This window comes from Vibrio sp. D54 (genome assembly GCF_021728075.1).
Lineage (GTDB): Bacteria > Pseudomonadota > Gammaproteobacteria > Enterobacterales > Vibrionaceae > Vibrio > Vibrio alginolyticus.
Window position 1 is genome coordinate 98,796 of record NZ_JAKKCS010000015.1, and the last position, 19,581, is coordinate 118,376.

20 protein-coding genes and 2 pseudogenes are annotated in these 19,581 nt (G+C 42.3%); 13 read left to right on the forward strand and 9 right to left on the reverse strand.

Annotation, left to right across the window (positions count from 1 at the left end):
• Positions 1-2: 2 nt before the first annotated feature.
• The 4 genes from L3V37_RS18085 to L3V37_RS18100 are packed head-to-tail and all read right to left on the reverse strand — an operon-like array spanning position 3 to position 3,043.
• A complete protein-coding gene (locus L3V37_RS18085) occupies positions 3-773 on the reverse strand; it encodes a hypothetical protein (RefSeq protein ID WP_237306729.1) in 771 nt (256 codons plus the stop codon).
• Positions 770-1,747, reverse strand: coding sequence for a hypothetical protein (locus L3V37_RS18090; RefSeq protein WP_054579151.1), 978 nt, complete (start codon positions 1,745-1,747; stop codon positions 770-772). Before L3V37_RS18090 ends, L3V37_RS18085 begins: the two co-directional genes overlap by 4 nt.
• On the reverse strand, positions 1,740-2,501 hold the full coding sequence (locus tag L3V37_RS18095; protein ID WP_213892703.1) for a hypothetical protein: 762 nt from the start codon (positions 2,499-2,501) through the stop codon (positions 1,740-1,742). Before L3V37_RS18095 ends, L3V37_RS18090 begins: the two co-directional genes overlap by 8 nt.
• A 2-nt stretch (positions 2,502-2,503) precedes the next feature.
• Positions 2,504-3,043 (reverse strand): hypothetical protein, encoded by a 540-nt coding sequence (locus L3V37_RS18100; protein WP_054579153.1) that lies wholly within the window; start codon positions 3,041-3,043, stop codon positions 2,504-2,506.
• Positions 3,044-3,446: 403 nt separating this feature from the next.
• On the opposite strand from L3V37_RS18100, the gene L3V37_RS18105 reads away from it, so the two are divergent.
• Genes L3V37_RS18105 through L3V37_RS18115 form a run of 3 tightly spaced genes read left to right on the forward strand, consistent with a single transcriptional unit; the run spans position 3,447 to position 4,951 of the window.
• Complete coding sequence (locus tag L3V37_RS18105) at positions 3,447-4,316, forward strand: hypothetical protein (RefSeq protein ID WP_237306730.1); 870 nt, start codon at positions 3,447-3,449, stop codon at positions 4,314-4,316.
• A gap of 58 nt (positions 4,317-4,374) precedes the next feature.
• A complete protein-coding gene (locus L3V37_RS18110; RefSeq protein ID WP_237306731.1) occupies positions 4,375-4,572 on the forward strand; it encodes a hypothetical protein in 198 nt (65 codons plus the stop codon).
• Positions 4,565-4,951 (forward strand): hypothetical protein, encoded by a 387-nt coding sequence (locus L3V37_RS18115; RefSeq protein ID WP_237306732.1) that lies wholly within the window; start codon positions 4,565-4,567, stop codon positions 4,949-4,951. The genes L3V37_RS18110 and L3V37_RS18115 overlap by 8 nt, the downstream gene beginning before the upstream one ends.
• 303 nt (positions 4,952-5,254) lie before the next feature.
• On the opposite strand, the gene L3V37_RS18120 is transcribed toward L3V37_RS18115, so the two are convergent.
• Together L3V37_RS18120 and L3V37_RS18125 are read right to left on the reverse strand one after the other, a co-directional pair.
• Positions 5,255-5,476, reverse strand: a complete 222-nt coding sequence (locus L3V37_RS18120) for a hypothetical protein (RefSeq protein WP_237306733.1) — start codon at positions 5,474-5,476, stop codon at positions 5,255-5,257.
• 32 nt (positions 5,477-5,508) lie between these two features.
• Positions 5,509-5,814 carry a hypothetical protein gene (locus tag L3V37_RS18125; RefSeq protein WP_237306734.1) on the reverse strand — a complete coding sequence of 102 codons (306 nt, stop codon included), beginning with the start codon at positions 5,812-5,814 and terminating at the stop codon, positions 5,509-5,511.
• A gap of 441 nt (positions 5,815-6,255) precedes the next feature.
• On the opposite strand from L3V37_RS18125, the pseudogene L3V37_RS18130 reads away from it, so the two are divergent.
• Positions 6,256-6,423: pseudogene (locus tag L3V37_RS18130) on the forward strand (IS481 family transposase); the annotation flags it as partial.
• A 124-nt stretch (positions 6,424-6,547) separates the two neighbouring features.
• On the forward strand, positions 6,548-7,219 hold the full coding sequence (locus L3V37_RS18135; protein ID WP_237306735.1) for a hypothetical protein: 672 nt from the start codon (positions 6,548-6,550) through the stop codon (positions 7,217-7,219).
• Positions 7,220-7,246: 27 nt separating this feature from the next.
• Here the strand turns inward: L3V37_RS18135 and L3V37_RS18140 are convergent.
• A pseudogene (locus L3V37_RS18140) lies at positions 7,247-7,434 on the reverse strand (IS3 family transposase); the annotation flags it as partial.
• A 1,155-nt stretch (positions 7,435-8,589) separates the two neighbouring features.
• Here L3V37_RS18140 and L3V37_RS18145 point away from each other — a divergent pair.
• From L3V37_RS18145 to L3V37_RS18155, 3 genes are all read left to right on the forward strand, one after another.
• Positions 8,590-8,802, forward strand: a complete 213-nt coding sequence (locus tag L3V37_RS18145) for a cold-shock protein (RefSeq protein ID WP_053307303.1) — start codon at positions 8,590-8,592, stop codon at positions 8,800-8,802.
• Positions 8,803-9,080: 278 nt separating this feature from the next.
• On the forward strand, positions 9,081-9,230 hold the full coding sequence (locus L3V37_RS18150) for a hypothetical protein (protein WP_193838005.1): 150 nt from the start codon (positions 9,081-9,083) through the stop codon (positions 9,228-9,230).
• Positions 9,231-9,243: 13 nt separating this feature from the next.
• Complete coding sequence (locus tag L3V37_RS18155; protein ID WP_054579159.1) at positions 9,244-9,447, forward strand: hypothetical protein; 204 nt, start codon at positions 9,244-9,246, stop codon at positions 9,445-9,447.
• 791 nt (positions 9,448-10,238) lie between these two features.
• Here L3V37_RS18155 and L3V37_RS18160 read toward each other — a convergent pair.
• Entirely contained in the window at positions 10,239-10,448 is a 210-nt protein-coding gene (locus L3V37_RS18160; protein WP_017634146.1) for a hypothetical protein, read from the reverse strand.
• Positions 10,449-10,608: 160 nt separating this feature from the next.
• Complete coding sequence (locus tag L3V37_RS18165) at positions 10,609-11,670, reverse strand: LacI family DNA-binding transcriptional regulator (RefSeq protein ID WP_017634145.1); 1,062 nt, start codon at positions 11,668-11,670, stop codon at positions 10,609-10,611.
• A gap of 231 nt (positions 11,671-11,901) precedes the next feature.
• Between L3V37_RS18165 and L3V37_RS18170 the strand changes: the two genes are divergently transcribed.
• The 5 genes from L3V37_RS18170 to galK all read left to right on the forward strand — a co-directional run bounded on the left by L3V37_RS18170 (position 11,902) and on the right by galK (position 19,404).
• Positions 11,902-14,004 (forward strand): alpha-galactosidase, encoded by a 2,103-nt coding sequence (locus L3V37_RS18170; protein WP_017634144.1) that lies wholly within the window; start codon positions 11,902-11,904, stop codon positions 14,002-14,004.
• A gap of 130 nt (positions 14,005-14,134) precedes the next feature.
• Positions 14,135-15,856 carry a solute:sodium symporter family transporter gene (locus L3V37_RS18175; protein WP_017634143.1) on the forward strand — a complete coding sequence of 574 codons (1,722 nt, stop codon included), beginning with the start codon at positions 14,135-14,137 and terminating at the stop codon, positions 15,854-15,856.
• A 128-nt stretch (positions 15,857-15,984) separates the two neighbouring features.
• Positions 15,985-16,995: a UDP-glucose 4-epimerase GalE gene (galE, locus tag L3V37_RS18180; RefSeq protein WP_053307373.1), complete on the forward strand. Its 1,011-nt coding sequence runs from the start codon at positions 15,985-15,987 to the stop codon at positions 16,993-16,995.
• A gap of 83 nt (positions 16,996-17,078) precedes the next feature.
• A complete protein-coding gene (locus L3V37_RS18185) occupies positions 17,079-18,131 on the forward strand; it encodes a UDP-glucose--hexose-1-phosphate uridylyltransferase (protein WP_017634141.1) in 1,053 nt (350 codons plus the stop codon).
• Between the two features lie 112 nt (positions 18,132-18,243).
• On the forward strand, positions 18,244-19,404 hold the full coding sequence (gene galK, locus L3V37_RS18190; protein WP_017634140.1) for a galactokinase: 1,161 nt from the start codon (positions 18,244-18,246) through the stop codon (positions 19,402-19,404).
• The last annotated feature ends 177 nt before the right edge of the window (positions 19,405-19,581 follow it).

Below are 19,581 nucleotides of genomic sequence, written 5' to 3' on the forward strand. Positions count from 1 at the left end.
CATTACCCTAATGTAAATGGAGCTGCGGCAGCCTTAACAGCGAACTGACCACCAGCATCGATATTGACGTTACCACTCGCTTTAATGGTCACCTCATTGCCCTCTAGGGTGGCTTTACCGGAGGCTTTTACGGTTGCATTACCACCCGCTTCGATGTTCGCATCGCCTTTCACTTTGATAGTTAGTGCGCCTCCGATTTGCTCCAATGTGTTCCCTGTTGAGCTGCGAAACGCATTGCCCTCGACGTGGATAACACATTGGCCATCTGGTGTGATTTCAATGGCCGTGCCGCTTTGGGTATGCGTTATTGAGTAGCCGCCTTGATGCGTGATGAGCTCGCGCAAACCAAATCGCACAAAGAGCGCATCTTTGCGGTCATAGGCTGGTGGCTCGGGTTCTCCATCGGCTCGTTTAGGCTGATAGGCTTCGCTGTTCACCTCGCTTGGTAGGAACGACTCATAGTTAGGCGCGTAGTAAAGCGCTCCGGTAATACGGGGATAACGGGTATCGCCATTGCGAGGAAAATCCACCCAAACCAGATCGCCTTTTTCCACTGGCACGACTTGGCCACAACTCGGCTTTGCACCCAATGGCAGTAGAAACTCGGCAAAGGGTAAATCCTTATCGGGGATTGCATCCCAATAGCCAAGCAAGCGAACGGATACCATGTACAAGCCTTTCGGATGAACAGGATTAACCACCTCGGCCTGATAGCTACCAAACAAGCGGTTAGTGACGTTGGTGCGTGTTCTGTTCTCTGACGAATCGCTCATAGGTTGCGTACTCCCAACTCGATACGACACTGATACCGGTTCCCACGTTGGCAATGGGCGACACGGTTCATGATTTGTTTCTCTGGCATGGACTCATCCAGCTCGGTAGCGGGTAGCCGTTTATGGAATAACACTGAGCACACTGAAAGAGGCGTAAAGGCGGTATTTCCGGTGAGCTCCACATCCAAAATAGGGATGATGGCCATGTGTTGATTATTCAGCGCCTTGGCTTGTGGAACGCTGACCATGACCATAGCGCCCGAACGTTGGCCACCTTGGAAGCCCTCGACGGTATCCCACGAGGCATAGTTACGGTTAAGAACGCGCTCAAACAGGGCTTCCTCTCCGATAATGGAGTAGTTCGCAATGCTGTGCTCTGCTTCCTCTGGATTCGACTGTTCCAGCTTGAATTGCTCGCTCATATCCATGTTCTTGAGCGACTTAAAGTGCATAACACCACGGCAGATAAACGCCACTGAGCCGTAATCTCTGGCCATTGTTCGAATTAAGCGAGACTTAGTACCACCAGCATTTAAATGGTACGTAGCGCCACGCTCAAAGCTGTCACATTCGATTTTTAGCTCGGGTAACAGCTCGGCCAGAATGTCTTTAGGCTGCATTTCAACAAAGAATCGAGGCGTTGTGACTGGCTCTTTAAGTAGGTGCGCATCCTTTTGGAATGCTTGAACGGTAAGCATACCGTCAGCGCTGGTGGACTTGGCCACAATGAATTTTTCAATCCAAACCTGATCGCCTCGCTCGTTCACATCGGCCATCGTGACCTCGATCTCTGAACCGCGCTTAATCCCGTAGTCATCCCGATAAACGGCAGCCTGATCCATGATTTCCATAACTAGCTTGTTGCCGTCCATCGAAGCACACTCAATGTAGGTAAACGAATGAATGTGCTCGATAGGGATGTCATTTTCGTTGGTGACAACTTTTTGGGCGAGAAAGTATTCTTTATTACTCAATGACTCGGCCTCCCATACCAATCGCGCCCCGACGGACAGTGATCGACTCGGCCTCATAAACCTCTGCAATCACTTCAAAAGAGATTGAGGAAGCAAACAGGCGAGTATTTTCATGGTCTACTTCGGCGGGTTCGGTCATCGCATCTTTACGGCCACGTATCTCGATGCTGATTTCCATTTCAGTACCCGCGAGCATGGTTTTCGCTCTGAATACATGCTTACGCTTGCCCTTGGTATGACGTAGCCAAACCATTAAACCTAGCGCTAGGCGGCTAAGGGTAGACTGGTTCCAAGTTAGGGCATTAATGCGGTAGGTAAGCGCGACAAAGGACTTATTAATCACGGCATAAGGCTGGCCTTGTTCATTGGCCAGTTCGCCATAGTCAGCAATATCGACGTACTCCGCGCCATCAACAAACCCAATCACCGGATCGCGCGTGATATAGCAAACAGGCAAAAGCTCATTACGGTTTGCTTTCACCTTGCCGCCTAATTTGGCTGTTAACTTAGATAGGAATGACACTGGATCGGTAAAGTTGCCATAATAAATCTTTCTCGACTTATCACGGCCAACAAAGCGAGAAAACTCACTGTTCTCTCGCCGTTTAGTGTCAGTCACAAGTAAAGAATCAAGCACGTTCTGGAAAAAGGCAGCCACCGCACGGTCAATGTCGGTTAACTCTGTGTGTTCCACCTTGCCATCGAATGTCACTACATCGCATGGGATTTCAAAGAACGTCTCATCCAGTTGCATGATTAGTCCTCCAAATCGTCCAGCTCGTAATACTTACGGCCTTTAACGATAGTGATGCACTTATCGCTTCGGTGTAAGGTCACATCGAACTTGTGGAAGTTGCTCGTTAGGATAGGTAGGTAAGCCGATACAGGCTCATTGCGTTGGTAGCCGTCTCGCGTTTTACGGCCTTTACCGGAACGGTTGCCCTCATAGATTTGGATGACCGCGCAATCAAAATCAATCTTGGCCATGTCTGCGATCGCTGCATCAAGATCTTTGTACATGTTAAGTACGTTCGCACACAACATGACGCAAAAACGGCGCTTTGAGCTGTCAATTTCGGCAATATTGTTCACTACGCCTTTGGTTTTTGAGTTCGGGTCAAAGTGAGTGACCGTCATGCTCTGCTTGTGGTAGTTAGTAAGGTATTCTTCTGTTAGGTCTGGAAACTTACCGCAACCAAAGTTAAGAATGTTGTTCGCGTATGACCAGTTAGGTGCCAGTTTTCTCAGGCGCTTTGCACTGACTGGAACTTGCTTTCGGCTAGTCTGTAATGTCATGCCCACTCCATGATTGGAGCGGCGCTTTAAGGATGGGGTGGAGTAGGGCTAATATTAACGTTAAAGCTCGATTACGTCACTGTCTTGTAACGTTTCTTTGGATTCTAGCTCAGGCGAACTTTATGGTAATGTTTATCTGTACAATTCAAGGTAATTAGGGGGCACAATTTGGTTAACTCATTACTGCCCCAAAATGAGTTTGTACCGATGTAAGAACAAGCCCATAAGGTAGCACTTTGCGATACATGATCTAATGGATAGGTAAAAGCAAGATCTGCTCCTTTAGTCGCTTGTCTGGGCTTGGGAGAGGTCAACGAGATTTTTTGAATATAAATTTGCAAGCTATTGTTAAAATGAGTTATTTACTTATCATATGAACTCATTTTAATTTTAGGATAACGTGATGGCATCTAGCAGTAGTCAGCCAAACAAACAAGTATTCAAACTGTCGTATGACATGGAAGAAACTTCGAATCATACAATTGACGCCGAAACGCTTGGACATTCAATCTTAAGCATGACAAGCACTATCAAGAAGGCGAATAAGCTTCTTAATGGTGAGAACTCTGACTTACAAGTTGAGGTTCGAGCTCATCAAGAAGGCTCATTTATGGTCGAGTTTGTTACCTGGCTAAACAATGGTGGTGCTGATGTCCTACAAACCTTAGGGATTGCATCGGCTGTGGGTGTCGCTGGTGCCAATACTGTTTTCGGTGCAATGGAAGAGCTAAAAGGTCGAAAAATCGTTGGTAGCGTTCGACGTAACGGTAAAGTGATTCTTAAAACAAAAGATGGCTCAGACCATGAGCTGGAGCCTGATGTTGCCAAAATCTTGCTAGATAAGGATGTCCGTAAAGATATCGAAACGGTATTCAAGACACCAATCGAGAACAAGAAAGATGCCAAACTGATCATAAAAAATGAAAATGATGATGAGCTAAAAGTTGTTGCAAGTGAAGATGTAGCTACCTTCAAAAAACTGCCTCAAAAAACGCTTGAACAGGTAGAAGAAGAAACAAATCAAATGACAATTCACTTTTCTCAGGTAAACTTCGAGGGCACTACAGGCTGGAAGTTCAAACTACCGAATGGTGACATTGAATCTGTACGAATGAATCACGAAGCATTCATCAATCGAATTAATCAGGGTTATGAAGAGTTTTCAAAGACTAAGCCTTGTTTAGTCCAGATGAAAACAGTTAAAACGACGAAACCGGATGGCTCAGTTAACACCCGCTATACTATTGAAGAAGTAATCCGTCAGCTAAGCTAATACTATGAATTTAGAGCACGATACAATAATGAGTTTACTTTTCACGGTAGGAATAATCATGTCCTTACCGTGGATTGCTCGTGTCTGTAGATTATTAGGCCGTGCTATCGTTATCTACCTCATTCCAACAACAACAGTAACGTTAACTGTTGAGGGGGGAGGTGATGGAAAAGAATCTAAAGTGATAGAGCTAAAAAATACAGATGGGATCGCAGATGTTATCTTAAAGGCTACGGGGCATATTAAGAATGACTGAGCAATCTCAAAGTTCTAAAGCAAAAGTTTCACCCGGCTTATCTGTAGGTGGCGCGTCGACAGCTGCTATTGCTGCATATAATGCGTGGGGTGACCCAGCAAATGCTGCATTTGTTGCAACAGCTGTTCCCGTTATTATTGGTGCTTTATTTTGGCTATCTGAATATGTTTTTTCTGCTATTGGTTTCCGCCCACTTGATGAGTTAAAGGTTGTACGCAGCTTAGATAATGACATCAAAAATTTAGAAAAAAGAATAAAGAAAGCACAAAAACTTGGTTACTCTCAAGACGATATCAATTCTCTAATAAAGCAGCACTCTAAGTTGGTGATTGCTCGGAGTGAAATTAGCTCGAGCTTATCTAAGGTTCAAGTTCAATGAAAGAAGCCCGCTCAGTTTGAAGCGGGATTTTTTCCCCTAATATGTACTGACTCATACACGATCAGACTCTTTGGCAGGTACAGCTCGACCAGACCTTACACTTGGCTTGCCTTTTCTAGCTCATTTCTGCCCCTTTTGTTGTTAGTGCTTTGACTCATTCACAGGCTGTTAATGCTGATTAGCGATACATATTCTAATTTTTGTACCCTTTCGAGACACAATAAAAGGTCTGCCAACGCAGACCTTTTGTCATGGTGCATAGCGGGTGTTATGGTAAATCAGGTCAAAATAGCCGATCTTAACTCAACGGCTAGCTAACTTAGCAAATAGATAAACTCCAATCATCAGACCTGCTGGCACTCCTACTACAGGTGTTGCAAATGCACTTACTATACCTGCTGTAGCCAATCCTCCCAAAGTAGAAAAAATGAGGGGGACTGTCATAGCTAAAACACTTGCTGGTACACCAGATCTGGCCAAAATAACAATTGCTATAACAGCTACGACCACTATCACAATAGGCATAAAAACTCCTTTACAATGAGCCAGAAATTCAATTAAGTCTTAACCAATTTAAAAACTTTTGATGGGGAAATCAGACCAATTAATAAATTTAACAAAAATAAGTTTGAACGAACGCTTATTGTTACCACCTCTCCATTTTTTACTTCAACATGAGCCTCATTAGATCTCCATCGGCTAAAAGGCATTGAAACTTGTACAGTTTGCTTCCCTGGATGGACATCAAAAACCTTAGAACCTAAAAAACGAACTTTACCAACTTTCTTATCGTTGATTTTAACATTAAGTCCCCACACGAGAGCCGTGATGAAAAATGTTCGTTTAACTCGAATAGAAGCCATATAGAAATCCATTTAAAAAACCAATTATTATACAACTGAGCGATAAAAGATAGGATGCACATCAAGATAGAAATAATTTCATCCGTATATGTGTTGGTGCGGTGCGCTAAGTGCCTTGTACCAGATCTGGTTCCTTTTTGGCGTTGCTAGTCTCTCAAAAAGTCATAGCGATGTTTTTGGACATCTGATCAAGGCAATACGCTTCCGATAGCGATTGAAAGTCTGTGACGTTTTCTGAGCGATTTATGAGTCACTAAATGCGCTCTTAACTTTTGTTTGAAATTGTGATCAAACCATGATTTATCGTAATTTCAGTGAATTTGAAAGTGTAGTAGAAAGATGATTTGGGGCAGAAAACTAGAGGGTTGCCATACTTGAGATAATTAATGTTTTTCTAAATTAGCAAAGTCACTGACACGTTAATGTCCAAATAACGTTTAGAAAAAACTGTATGGTTCGATGGAGGAGTTACAAAAAGATCTGGACGAATGGATGGACTACAACAATCATCGTACTTATCAAGGAAAAATGTGCTGTGGCAGAATGCCAATAGAAACATTAGAGGATGGGAAATCAATCTGGGCTAAAAAGAATTTAGCCCAGACGTAATTTGACAGGTACTGAATCGAAAAGTGGGTAACTGTCAGATCATGTCTGAACTATTACAGTTTAGTTGATCACTACAGTGCTAGCTGTTACTTTCCTTCTATTATTCCTGATTATGGTTTTTTTGTTGAAAACAGTTCTGTCAATTATTGCCTTTGTCGCTTCCTTATTTTCATCCGAACTCTTGGCCGCTGAAGTCGCTATAGGCATACAAGCCACAATGAATAGTATCGATATTCAAGAGTCCAAGGATAACGAAAAAACAATTGCCCGCATGACCAGCGACATAAAGTATTATCCGACGGTATCACTCCTGTCGGACGAGTACTATTTTAGCAAAGATTCTAACGTTGGTGTTCAATTACAATTTGATTGGAGTATATTCAAAGTTGATAAGCAAGAAGTCGGCGGGAATGATACTGGCATTGATTTGGGAACATCCATATCGGGCTACGCCCTATCGGGTGTACCGGTCCTCTTTTACCACTTTAACCGGCACAACCGTAATGAATGGAATGTAAAGTTAGGAACAGGATTGGGACTTGGGTATTTAAAGCTCAAGGGGGATTATCAGATCACAGATGTGACACATCCCGATTACAGTAAGAAAAAACAAGTAAGCATGGATGAAGTAGGGCTTGCGGTCGGTGTCTACCTGGAAGCAAATAAAGGAAATCATGTTATCTCGGTTTACAACTTTAGTCCTGTTACCCAAAGTGGTACCTCACAATTGGAAGAATATAATTTTTTCTTATCTTATAAGTATCGCGTTAATATTGATAGCCTACTTTACCCCTGAACTGCCACAGTCAGACTGGGCACTTCATCAAGCGATATTTTGCTGTTCAGTGTCAACTGGGTTTAAGCACTCTGTCTTTTCGTCAGATTATAATCAACCGTAATGTACTCAAAGGCCGTTTACCTTGTCTCATATCTGAGCGGTTCGTATTGGATCGCTTCAACTTTGATCGAATGGAAGAAACTCTCAACATTAGCTGAACAGCTTGTTTTTTTCTGCTGAGATGTTGTTATTTGGAATATGGAATAGTCTGAGTATGAAAGTTCTCTTTATGCTCATGGTTCGGAGAGCTTTAAGCAATTTAATGAAGAACTGGGGGAGAAGAGTTTTCGTGAATGATTGAAATGGTTTTTTGAATACTCGGTGCGAGAATCCAAAAGTTCACGATAGTTCCATCAACAATTGTTCAGGATTTTCACGGTACTAAAGTACGCTTCATTACACGCTCTCAAGTGAGTGAGTTTGTTGCGGAAACAACATGCTAACAAACTTGTTTAAGAGCGATTCGCAATGTGTAGCATTTTTCGTTTGCTTTGGCTGTAGTGTGTACGGCACAGTATTTTAGGTTAGTGGTCTGCATTACTCACCACTTAACACGGCGTTATAAACCCGAATGCTCCACGTTTAGTAGACACTTTACTAAGTTAGATCTAGGGTCTACTTGAGAGGTGATTTACGGCTAAACAAATCGCAGCGCTCTTCTTTTCAACAAATATACACAGGGGTAGGTTTTCATTATTGATCCACATACAAACTGTCCAAATTCCTATTAACAGGTGTGATAATAGTAGAAACTTAACCAACGAAGAATGTATGGTCGTCCACTCATCGGTTGAACTGCTATAATTTCCTTTAAAATCAGACAAATAAAGTCTAGTTTAATACTCGATTCTTGTGCTCATATGTTGGATAGACTATCGCTAAGTAGCGCATGATGGTACACCAATTACTAGCTCTATTGACTTCTGCAATTCATTCTTTGCCTTTAAGTCAATAAGGTTCGTGTTGACTTGTTTATGCCTCTTTCAAAGTTAAAAACAGGCTTTATTGTTGTATCGAATATCTGTTTGCAATAATTACTCTAATGATACCATAGATTTTAATCTGACGTACCATTTTTCACTATGATTTTTCCGTTAAGTAATTGATTTAATACATAATAAAATTTATATCAAGAAATGCATATCTATTATGTACACATAGTGTATAGTATCCGAAGCTCAAACAGTGAGCTATTGATAATACATTTAGTTCAAGATCTTCTCAGTTTTTATTCGATTAAGTTCGTCATATCTATCCTGCGATACCTTTTTCTTCATTCCTTATTTAGTAGCTTTCTTTTTTATTAATTCAATGTATCGAGATATATTATGTCAAATAAAACAACTGGATCAGTAAAATGGTTTAATGAAACTAAAGGTTTTGGATTCATCACTCCAGATAACGGTGGTGCTGACCTTTTTGTTCATTTCAGATCAATTTCTGACGAAGGTTTCAAAACATTATCTGAAGGCCAAAAGGTTTCTTTTAATGTTGAACAAGGTAACAAAGGCCCACAAGCTGACAACGTTACTTTAGTATAAGAGTTATTTAAAAGATCTCTTCGTTAGTCGAGGTCTTTTTTGTTTAATTTTAATAATCAGCCCGATGACTCTAAAAACTAATCTAAAATAATATTGGTATTTCTTGGTCTGCTACCAGAAAATAGGTAAACAATGATGTACTAAAAATCCATGCTCTTACTAGGTTAAATACCAGCTTCTTTGACCTCTATTTTCATTTTTTGAACTTGAAAATCAAAGATTCATACGTGAGGTTTTGGAGGCATTTTCGTACTCATATCAAAGAAGGAGGATATCCTTTGAAAAAACCATCGATTAAGAGTAACTCAAGAATGATGAAAAATAAAAGCTCTAGTACAAATGATAATTATAATAGTATTCATAAAATTAGAAAAAAAATTGAAGATATATTGTTAGAACGAGAAGAAAAGAAACTTTGGGATTTATAAGGTAAGTAGTTATATGAGAAAACCAGTAAGAAAGAAATCGATCAAAAAAACGCAGAAAAACAACTTCGAAGAACGATTTTCTATGATGGTAAAAGAATACCAAGAAGCTAAAGAAACGCTAGAATCTATGGAAGAAGGTTCAAAAGAATATATGGTTCAAAATAAGTTATGCGATAAATTATTTTCAAATGCTGAACGATACATTAATAAAAACTAACCATTTGAAATAGTTTCTTCTACTCTATATCAAATTTACCCAAACTTTTTCTAATAATAATTACGATCTATCTTACCTCATTTGGTATCGTGTCTTCAGTGTTACATTGTGTTGAACATAGAGTTGGCTTTGTTACTAATTTATAAAGAAGGGTTGTTGCCTCATCAGTGCAGGTTACTTAATCGGCGGGGTCTACCACGTTTGTCTTGCTTCCAGTTAGTTATTTAATAACCGGAGGTTAATGAGTGTAGTCGATCACAGCGTAGCTTCTTGATTGAGATCCATCAATTTAAATAACAAAGTCTTGCGATACTTACAATAATTAATAATGTGCTAATTTAACTAGTGCCGTTACTCACTTTTGTCTATTTTATGCTGACCTATGTAGTATCATCGTCTCTTTCATAGTCAGCATGGATAAGGTGCGAAATTTAGTTAACCATCAAAATAGGATTATATATGAGTAAGCTATCCAAACCGATACAAAAGCAGAAAAAACCTGTTCTTAATCCGAAAGGAAAAAGGGCTAAGGAACAAAAGAAGTGGGATAAGGAATGGTGATTGTGAGTTCAAGAAACCTTTCTGAACTTATAAATACGACACTCCTCATACATTCTGAAAAACTGAGTAACTTGGACAGAGATATGCTTTCAGGTTTACTCGATCAACTTAACCGTAAACAGGCTTTGACAGACAAACAAATTAAACTGTGTCAAAGGCTAATACGAAAAACTAATCAAGCCTGTGTATTTATTGATACATCTCAAACGAACTTTGATTGTTAGGCAATATCAGTTTTCAATGTTATCAAGCCAGCTTTCATCTAACGTTAATCGAGTTAGGACTTGATCCATTAAATCTTTGATTTCAATTTGGTCAGTCCCCTTTGGCGCATGATGCTCTGCCGAGCGTTTAGCGTTGGTTAGGTTTTTCATAAATATCGTTTCTTTATCTATCACGGTATGTTTCTCGTTGAAGTAAGTAACCAGGTAGGGTGGCATAGTGTTATTCCTTCTGTGGAGGAATGATGATATGAGGCTTTCAATATAGCATTTTTTCAGTGCTACTTCTTTGAGATAAGAAAAAGTGAGACTTTTCTAACATTTCTTATACTATCGGCTTAATAGCAACATAAAAAAGATGGCTAAATAGTTCTACTAATTATGGCAGTAGGTGACGAATATTTTCAAGGCAAGCGAGCACCTCTTGCTTATCATATGAAGTATCTGCTTTTTCACTTGTACTTTGTCTGACGACTAAATTGACGGGCAGCACCTCAGAGATTGTTCCCTCTGGTTTTTCCATTTGGCTGAGCATTAATTTAACGGCTTTACGGCCCAACTTGTCGAAGTCTTGTTTGATCGTGGTTAAAGGCGGTGAAAAATATTGACTGTCCTGAATACCATCAAACCCAATGACAGAAACCGTCTTTGGCACATTGATGCCTGCTTCAGACAGAGCGCATAAAACACCGAGTGCCATTTGATCATTGGCGACTAGCACCGCATCAAAGTCTATACCTTTTAGAACAAGGTCTTTAATCGCTTTGTGGCCACTGGCTGCTTGCCAATCACCTTCATAACAAGCAACTTCTTTGGCTCCATGTTTTTGGAGTTGTGTTTGCCACGCGTCGTAACGAATTTTAGAGGCGGTCGATTCAGATGGGCCAGAAATACACACGAAGGAATCGCGTTTTTGTTCAATCAAATGTAATACCGCTAAGTTTGCTCCTGTATGATGATCACACCTAACATGATTGACAGGGGTCCCTTCAGGAACATCAATGAATACCAATGTTAGTTGACTGAACTGCTCAATCAGACACTGTGCGATGTCTTGATTTACGGGGGCGTTGATAATAATAGCATCGACTTGTTGTGCAATAAGCTCTCGAATCGCATCGCGAAATTCATCAATAGAGTTGTTTGCTAGCACGGTTAACGCTGTCCCGTAGCCCATCTCATGCGCTTGGTTACGAATTCCGTTGGCAATCAGAGCCACACCGTGCAGAGAGATATCCAAGGAAACAATACCGATGATCCGAGACTTAGCTCGGCTCAGCATTTGTGCACCTTTGTTTGGTACATAGCCAAGCTTTTTTATCGCATCGTTGACGCGTTTTCGCGTTGCTTCCGCGACGTTATCTGCGCCATTGGTTACGCGAGATACGGTTTGAGTTGAGACCCCAGCTAACCGCGCAACATCTTTAAACGTGACTGCCACTGCATTCTCCTATCCAGATTTGCTATTCATTCTACCATATTCATTCAAATTTCCTCGTGATTAATGTCGTAAAAACATGAAAAAATGTTTTCGAAAACACAAGATCGACCACACAAAAAATACCTCTTTAACATGATTTGAGTCACATTTGTTAGGCTTTTTTGTCGTAATAAAGCTGAATGTGCGCATCATTATTTATAGATTAAATGTTTGCGAAAACAGAGAAGCAGAATGCAAAAATTTGTTCACTTAAAGTCTAAGAATCACAGCATGATCATTAAAGTGGATCGTGTTCCTGAAATCCTTCATTGGGGAGCGAAAATAGCTCAGATTGACCCTGATTTAATCCTCTCGACCGAGCGGCCTATTTCTCAGGCTCGTCTTGATGTCGACGTGCCGTTATCACTATGCCCAGAGCTTGGTAGTGGTCACTTTAATGCGCCTGGTATTGAAGGACACCGAAATGGCGATAATTGGGCGCCCGTGTTCATAACCAAATCTATTGAGCAAAATGATGGTAGTGCAACATTTATACTTCAAGACGACATCGCTGGGCTTGAGTTGGTCATTGAGCTGCACCTTGATTTCAATAGCGACGTGGTGCAAAAACGCATCTCAATAAAGAACATCGCGTCAAGCGAGTATTGTTTAGATAAGCTTTCTTCCACTTTACCATTACCTAATCATGCCAACGAATTAATGACATTTCACGGACGTTGGTGTCATGAATTTCAAACTCAACGCTTGCGCTTTGAACATGGTGGCTTTATGCAAGAAAACCGCCGTGGCCGAACCTCTCATGAAAATTTCCCTGGTCTGTTCGCTGGCACGAATGGCTTTGGCGAGCAATTGGGTCACGTATGGGGCTTTCATCTTGGTTGGAGTGGTAATCATCAACTGCGCGCTGATGTTCGTAGTGATGGTCGCCGCTTTGTTCAAGCCGGCGAGTTGTTACTCTCTGGTGAAAAGCGTTTAAAAAGTGGTGAGACATACCAGTCCCCGTGGCTTTACGCAACATACAGCAACTCGGGTTTGAACGGTATTTCACAACGATTCCATGAGTTTGTTCGCACCAATATTATCCAGTTTCCAAGCAGTAAACCCCGCCCGGTTCACTTAAACACATGGGAAGGTATCTATTTTGATCATAACCCTGAGTACATCATGCAGATGGCAACCGAAGCCGCTGAGATGGGGGTCGAGCGCTTCATTATTGATGATGGTTGGTTCGTTGGTCGTGATGGCGAACGTGCCGCGCTTGGTGACTGGTATTTGGATGAAACGAAGTACCCAAATGGTCTTGAACCAGTGATTGAGCACGTAAACAACAAAGGTATGGAATTTGGTCTTTGGGTTGAACCCGAGATGGTCAGCCAAGACTCAAATCTATATCGCCAACACCCCGATTGGGTGTTGAGTCTGCAAGGCTACCATCAGCCTTCAGGTCGTTGGCAATACGTGTTGGATTTGCAAAACAAAGATTGCTTCAACTACCTGTTTGATCGTTTGAATGACTTACTAACTCGCTACAACATTGGCTACCTAAAGTGGGATATGAACCGTGAACTGGTGCAGCCAGGTCATCAAGGTAAGCCAGCTGTACATGGTCAAACTAAAGCGCTTTATCGTCTGTTAGATGAACTTTATGCGGCACATCCTGAGGTCGAGATTGAGTCTTGTTCTTCAGGTGGTGGTCGTATTGATTTTGAAATCCTTAAACGCACTCATCGCTTCTGGGCTTCTGATTGTAACGATGCGCTAGAACGTCAAGCTATTCAGCGCGGTATGAGTTATTTCTTTCCGCCTGAAGTAATGGGTGCACACATTGGCCCTGCGGAATGTCATTCAACTAACCGTCGCCATGCCATCAATATGCGTGGAGTGACGGCGTTAAGTGGTCACATGGGCGTTGAACTCGATCCAGTAAAAGAGAGTGCTGAAGAAAAACAAGCCTTCGCCCATTATATTCAATTGCACAAACAGTATCGCGACTTGCTTCACTCTGGGCGTGCTTTCCGTATTGACCCAGCAGATCATAGCCAGAACATCTATGGTGTTGAAAACGGGAAAGAAATGCTGATTACGGTCTGCCAGTTGGCCATGCCAAATCACGCGCTACCATCTCCACTTCGGGTGAGTTGTGCGGATGAAAAGGCCAGTTACGAAATCAAGATTGTGGAAATGCCACAGACCAGTTTTCAATTGATGAAACAACGTCCGAAATGGCTAGACAAAACTCTGACTCTAAGTGGTGATAACTTAAAAGAAATTGGGGTGACACTCCCGATCCTCGATCCCGAATCAGCGCTTATTGTTCATCTTAAAAAACGTTAAACCTCTACCTGCCTCCTCTAGCGACCAGTTTCAACTTACGTTGTTCCTGATAAAACACTCCTATACTCGCTAGAGGGGCACCCTACAACCAACAAGCAAGTTGAATTGCTTAACTTGTTAAGGAAACAAAATGTCTATTACAGTATTACTTTCGTTTTTGCTGTTTACGGGCTTTGTTGTGGTGTTCACTTACAGCAAAGTTAAAAATGATAAACACACCTCTCAAGATGGTTTCTTCCTTGGAGGACGAAGTTTGACGGGCGGACTGATTGCCAGCTCGCTAATTCTTACCAATTTGAGTGCAACCAGTTTTGTCGGTATGAGTGCTCAAGCCTACACCCACAATATGAGTGTGATGGGGTGGGAAGTTGCCTCTGGCGTTACTCTGGTTGTCATTGCGCTGCTGCTTGTACCGCGTTACCTCAAGCAAGGTATCACCACCATTCCAGATTTCTTAGAAAGCCGTTATGACATGTCGGTGAAGAAGTTCGTTACTTTGTTGTTCTTGTGTCAATACGTCATCAACATTCTTCCTACTACTCTTTACGCTGGCGCAGTGGTACTAGGCGAAATCTTCGATGTACAAGGTTTATTGGGTATTTCTGAATTTAGCTCCATCGCACTGATCTCTGCCACGATAGGTTTGTTAGGTTTCTTTTACGCTATTTATGGTGGTCTAAAAGCTGTCGTTATTGCTGATACCTTCAATGGTGTAGGATTGATTCTTGGTGGCCTAATGATCCCTGTATTTGGCCTGATGGCATTAGGCGGCGGTAACTTTATAGAAGGTTTGGACGTGTTGCTCACTGCCGCACCAGAGAAGCTGCAATCCGTAGGTAAAGAAACGGATCCACTGCCATTTTCTACTCTGTTCACGGGCCTATTATTGGTGAACTTGTATTATTGGGGCACCGACCAATCCATCATTCAGCGTGCGCTTGGCGCAAAGAACCTGAAAGAAGGTCAAAAGGGTGTCATTCTCGCAGGTGCAATTAAGGTTATCTCTCCATTATTCCTTATCATTCCCGGCATCATTGCCTTCCACATGTTTGGCTCTGATGCAGGTAATCCCGACACAATGTATACGCGCTTAGTGAATGAAGTGTTACCCAAGCCTCTTGTTGGCTTCTTTGTTGCGGTTATGTTTGGTGCCATATTAAGTACGTTTAATGGTGTGTTAAACAGTTCTACGACACTATTTGCATTGAACGTTTATAAGCCATTATTTGGTAAAGATAAGTCCGATGAAGAGTTAGTCGGTAAGGGGCGCCTATTCGGAGTCATCATTGCCATTATCTCTGTTTGTATTGCACCGTTTATCCTATATGCACCAGAAGGTTTATTCCAATATTTACAAATGGTTGCTGGCTTTTTCAGTGTGCCTATCTTCACCATTGTGTTCGTTGGTTACATTTCAAAACGTGTACCAGCTATTGCAGCCAAAGTTGCACTAACGATTTTTGTGAGCTCCTATGCTGCGATGCAATTGATCTTTGACACCCCAATCCACTTCTTACATCAATTAGCGATTTTATTTGTAGTTTGTACTTTACTGATGTTTGCGATTGGTCATTTTATGCCACGTGATACGGATTATGTGATGCCAGTTAATGAAAGCATCGATGTGACGCCATGGTCTTTCCGCTTTGAGGCGTCCGCAGTCATTCTCTATATGGTACTAGGTGCATATGTAATGTTTTCGGACGTAGGTTTTGTTTCAAACGACCCAACGGTCATGCAAGTGTATGGTTTTTGCGGTGTTATCTTAATGCTTGGTGTGACCTTTAACTATTTATTGAAACGTAGGAAAAGCAAACAGGTAACCAAGCTGAATGATATGTACATGCCGTAATCAAACCACACTAATTATTTAATCATTAAAAACGGACAGCAAGTAGATAGATCGGTATGCCCGAATATGCGCATGATGCGGGTATACCTGATCTAGAGATTTTTACGTTGAAAGGTGGAAAAGTATTTATGGCAGTTCTTGTCACAGGCGGAATGGGGTATATCGGTAGTCACACATGTGTGCAGATGATCAAAGCTGGTATGGAACCAATCATCGTAGACAACCTATGTAATTCCAAAATAGAGGTATTAAATCGTATAGAGGCACTAACAGGGCAGCAACCAGCTTTCTATCAAGGCGACATTCGAGATGAAGACTTTTTAGACTCAGTATTTAATAAACATGATATTCAAGCTGTGATTCATTTTGCAGGTCTAAAAGCCGTTGGCGAATCCGTTATAAAACCATTGGAGTATTACGATAATAACGTTAATGGTTCATTGGTGTTGGTGCACAGTATGCGCAAAGCGGGTGTAAAAAGCATTGTATTTAGCTCATCTGCAACGGTTTATGGTGATCCTAAGGTTGTGCCTATTACGGAAGAGTCACCAACAGGTGCAACCACTAACCCTTATGGTCGCAGTAAATACATGGTGGAAGAGTGTTTGAGTGACCTGTTTCAAGCTGAACAGGATTGGAGTGTGACTTTGTTACGTTACTTCAACCCCGTTGGTGCACACCCGTCGGGCACCATGGGCGAAGATCCACAGGGGATCCCAAACAATTTAATGCCGTTCATCGCTCAAGTCGCGGTTGGTCGTCGAGAAAAATTGTCGGTATTCGGTAGCGACTACTCCACACCGGATGGCACTGGTGTTCGTGACTACATCCACGTAATGGATTTGGCTGACGGCCATATCGCAGCCCTGAAATCGGTCGGCGAAAAGGCCGGCTTGCACGTGTACAACTTAGGCACGGGCAAAGGTTCGAGCGTACTTGAAATGGTCGAAGCGTTCTCAACGGCATGTGGTCATCCAATCCCTTACGAGCTTTGTCCTCGTCGCCCTGGAGACATTGCAGAATGTTGGGCCAGTACGGAAAAAGCACAAAGAGAGCTCGGTTGGAAAGCTACCCGCAGCATTGCTGAAATGACGGCAGATACGTGGAATTGGCAATCGAGTAATCCTGACGGGTATTAATGTACTCGAAACTTCTTTTAAACAAATTGATGAGTTTGGTGTGTGCCAAATCGAAGACAGACTAAAAAAGATGAGCAAGTAATATGTCAAATGTTGAATTCAATCCAATAGATCACCCACATCGCCGTTACAATCCATTAACCGGGCAGTGGGTTTTGGTCTCTCCTCATCGTGCTAAACGTCCTTGGAGTGGGGCTGATGAGAAACCAGAGATTAACGAACAACCAAGCTACGATGAGAAGTGCTTCCTTTGTCCAACTAATGCGCGTATTTCAGGGGATGTTAACCCAGATTACCAAGGTACATACGTATTCCAAAATGATTTTGCAGCATTGGTGGTGGACTCACCAGATGCACCTAAGTCAGATAATCCGCTATTCAAATCTCAGGGTGTGCGTGGTTTGAGCCGCGTCATCTGTTTCTCGCCTGATCACAGCAAAACCTTACCGGAATTGCCAGTTGATAAAATTCGCGGCGTGATTGATACATGGAATGATCAAATCGAAGAGTTAGGCAAAGACTACATTTGGGTTCAAGCATTCGAAAATAAAGGCGAAACCATGGGTTGTTCTCAGCCTCACCCACACGGTCAAATCTGGGCGAACAGCTTCTTACCAAACGAAATTGAGCGCAAAGAGCGCAACTTAAAAGCGTATTACCAAGAACATGGCAGCAACTTGCTGGTGGACTACGTGCAAGCTGAACTTAAAGACGGTTCACGTACAGTGGTTGAAACTGAATATTGGATTGCCGTTGTACCGTACTGGGCTGCATGGCCGTTCGAAACCATGCTTCTTCCGAAAGTACACATACGCCGCATGAGTGAGCTAACCGATGAACAACGTGATGACCTTGCAGTTGCTATCAAAAAGCTGACGAGTCGCTACGACAATTTATTCCAATGTTCTTTTCCTTACTCGATGGGTTGGCACTATGCACCATTCTTTGAAGAAGGCACCGATATCAACCATTGGCAATTACATGCGCTGTTCTACCCACCATTACTTCGTAGTGCCACGGTTCGCAAGTTCATGGTGGGTTATGAAATGCTCGCAGAAAATCAACGAGACCTAACAGCGGAGCAGGCTGCACAACGTTTACGCGATTTAAGTGATGTGCATTATAAAGAGTCATAAACTCTCGAGAACTATTGATAGCGAACAAAATGGGGAGTACCACCTTGCGATGAAACATGAGGCTCAAAGTACTTCCCCAACACCAAATTTATATCTTAAGAGAACGCCACCTATGTCTGATTTAATCCAAAATGTTGAAAGCTCTTTTGAAGAATTGCTGGGCTATGCACCGAGCCATATTATTCAAGCTCCTGGCCGTGTAAACCTCATTGGTGAGCATACTGACTACAACGATGGTTTTGTGCTGCCATGCGCAATCAATTACCAAACGATAGTCGCTGCTGCGAAACGTGAAGACACTCTAGTACGTGTGGTATCCGTGGATTATGGTAATGCAATTGATGAGTTCGATATCAGTCAAGAGATTGTATTCCAATCTAACCAAATGTGGGCGAACTATATTCGCGGGGTAGTCAAAAGTCTTCTTTCTCGCGGTTACCAATTTACTGGAGCGGATATTGCGGTTAGTGGTAATGTTCCGCAAGGAGCAGGTTTAAGCTCATCGGCTGCATTGGAAGTGGTGATAGGGCAAACGTTTAAAGTACTGTTTAATCTGGAAATCAGCCAAGCAGAAATAGCCCTAAATGGTCAGCAAGCAGAGAACGAATTCGTTGGCTGTAACTGCGGTATCATGGACCAAATGATTTCGGCAGAAGGTCGTGAAAACCACGCCATATTATTGGATTGTCGTAGTTTAGAAACCGAGGCGGTCCCGATGCCAGAGGACATCGCGGTTGTGATAATCAACTCGAACAAAAAACGTGGCTTGGTAGACAGCGAATACAACACGCGCCGTAAGCAGTGTGAAGAAGCGGCACGCACCTTTGGTGTGGCAGCGTTACGTGATGTTACCATTGAGCAGTTTGACGAAAAAGTGTCTGAGCTGGATGACATGGTTGCGAAGCGAGCTCGCCACGTGATCACAGAAAATGACCGCACTGTTAAAGCGGCGCAAGCACTTCGTGCGCACGACATAAAGCGTATGGGCGAACTCATGGCGGAGTCACATGCGTCAATGCGTGATGACTTTGAAATCACAGTTAAAGAAATCGATACTTTAGTTGAAATTGTGAAAGATACGATTGGTGACCAAGGTGGTGTGCGAATGACTGGCGGTGGTTTTGGTGGTTGTGTTGTTGCTCTGGTTCCTATGCATTTAGTCGAAAATCTAAAACTCGCCGTTAAAAATAAATACGAATCTGCAACTGGCCTTAAGGAGGATATATACGTCTGTAGAGCAACCGATGGCGCTGGAGTCCTTAAAGGAAAATAAGCTACAGGGCTGTTCATCTTATTTGTATGCTCGCTCAAAAGCATATGGAATATGCTGACATAGCAGAAAGGAGACGAGTCAAGTAACTGAAATTGGACTTAGCTGATTTTTTAGTTAGTCGTTTTTATTTTTACTCTGTTGTTTCTTAACCTTACATTTTCAAATGGCCTCAGGTGC

What these genes read in the sequence shown, in the direction of transcription:
- L3V37_RS18085 (WP_237306729.1), bottom strand. Translation starts at nt 773, where the DNA reads ATGAGCGATTCGTCAGAGAACAGAACACGCACCAACGTCACTAACCGC.
- L3V37_RS18095 (WP_213892703.1), bottom strand. Translation starts at nt 2,501, where the DNA reads ATGCAACTGGATGAGACGTTCTTTGAAATCCCATGCGATGTAGTGACA.
- L3V37_RS18100 (WP_054579153.1), bottom strand. Translation starts at nt 3,043, where the DNA reads ATGACATTACAGACTAGCCGAAAGCAAGTTCCAGTCAGTGCAAAGCGC.
- L3V37_RS18105 (WP_237306730.1), top strand. Translation starts at nt 3,447, where the DNA reads ATGGCATCTAGCAGTAGTCAGCCAAACAAACAAGTATTCAAACTGTCG.
- L3V37_RS18110 (WP_237306731.1), top strand. Translation starts at nt 4,375, where the DNA reads ATGTCCTTACCGTGGATTGCTCGTGTCTGTAGATTATTAGGCCGTGCT.
- L3V37_RS18115 (WP_237306732.1), top strand. Translation starts at nt 4,565, where the DNA reads ATGACTGAGCAATCTCAAAGTTCTAAAGCAAAAGTTTCACCCGGCTTA.
- L3V37_RS18120 (WP_237306733.1), bottom strand. Translation starts at nt 5,476, where the DNA reads ATGCCTATTGTGATAGTGGTCGTAGCTGTTATAGCAATTGTTATTTTG.
- L3V37_RS18125 (WP_237306734.1), bottom strand. Translation starts at nt 5,814, where the DNA reads ATGGCTTCTATTCGAGTTAAACGAACATTTTTCATCACGGCTCTCGTG.
- L3V37_RS18145 (WP_053307303.1), top strand. Translation starts at nt 8,590, where the DNA reads ATGTCAAATAAAACAACTGGATCAGTAAAATGGTTTAATGAAACTAAA.
- L3V37_RS18155 (WP_054579159.1), top strand. Translation starts at nt 9,244, where the DNA reads ATGAGAAAACCAGTAAGAAAGAAATCGATCAAAAAAACGCAGAAAAAC.
- L3V37_RS18160 (WP_017634146.1), bottom strand. Translation starts at nt 10,448, where the DNA reads ATGCCACCCTACCTGGTTACTTACTTCAACGAGAAACATACCGTGATA.
- L3V37_RS18170 (WP_017634144.1), top strand. Translation starts at nt 11,902, where the DNA reads ATGCAAAAATTTGTTCACTTAAAGTCTAAGAATCACAGCATGATCATT.
- L3V37_RS18175 (WP_017634143.1), top strand. Translation starts at nt 14,135, where the DNA reads ATGTCTATTACAGTATTACTTTCGTTTTTGCTGTTTACGGGCTTTGTT.
- galE (WP_053307373.1), top strand. Translation starts at nt 15,985, where the DNA reads ATGGCAGTTCTTGTCACAGGCGGAATGGGGTATATCGGTAGTCACACA.
- L3V37_RS18185 (WP_017634141.1), top strand. Translation starts at nt 17,079, where the DNA reads ATGTCAAATGTTGAATTCAATCCAATAGATCACCCACATCGCCGTTAC.
- galK (WP_017634140.1), top strand. Translation starts at nt 18,244, where the DNA reads ATGTCTGATTTAATCCAAAATGTTGAAAGCTCTTTTGAAGAATTGCTG.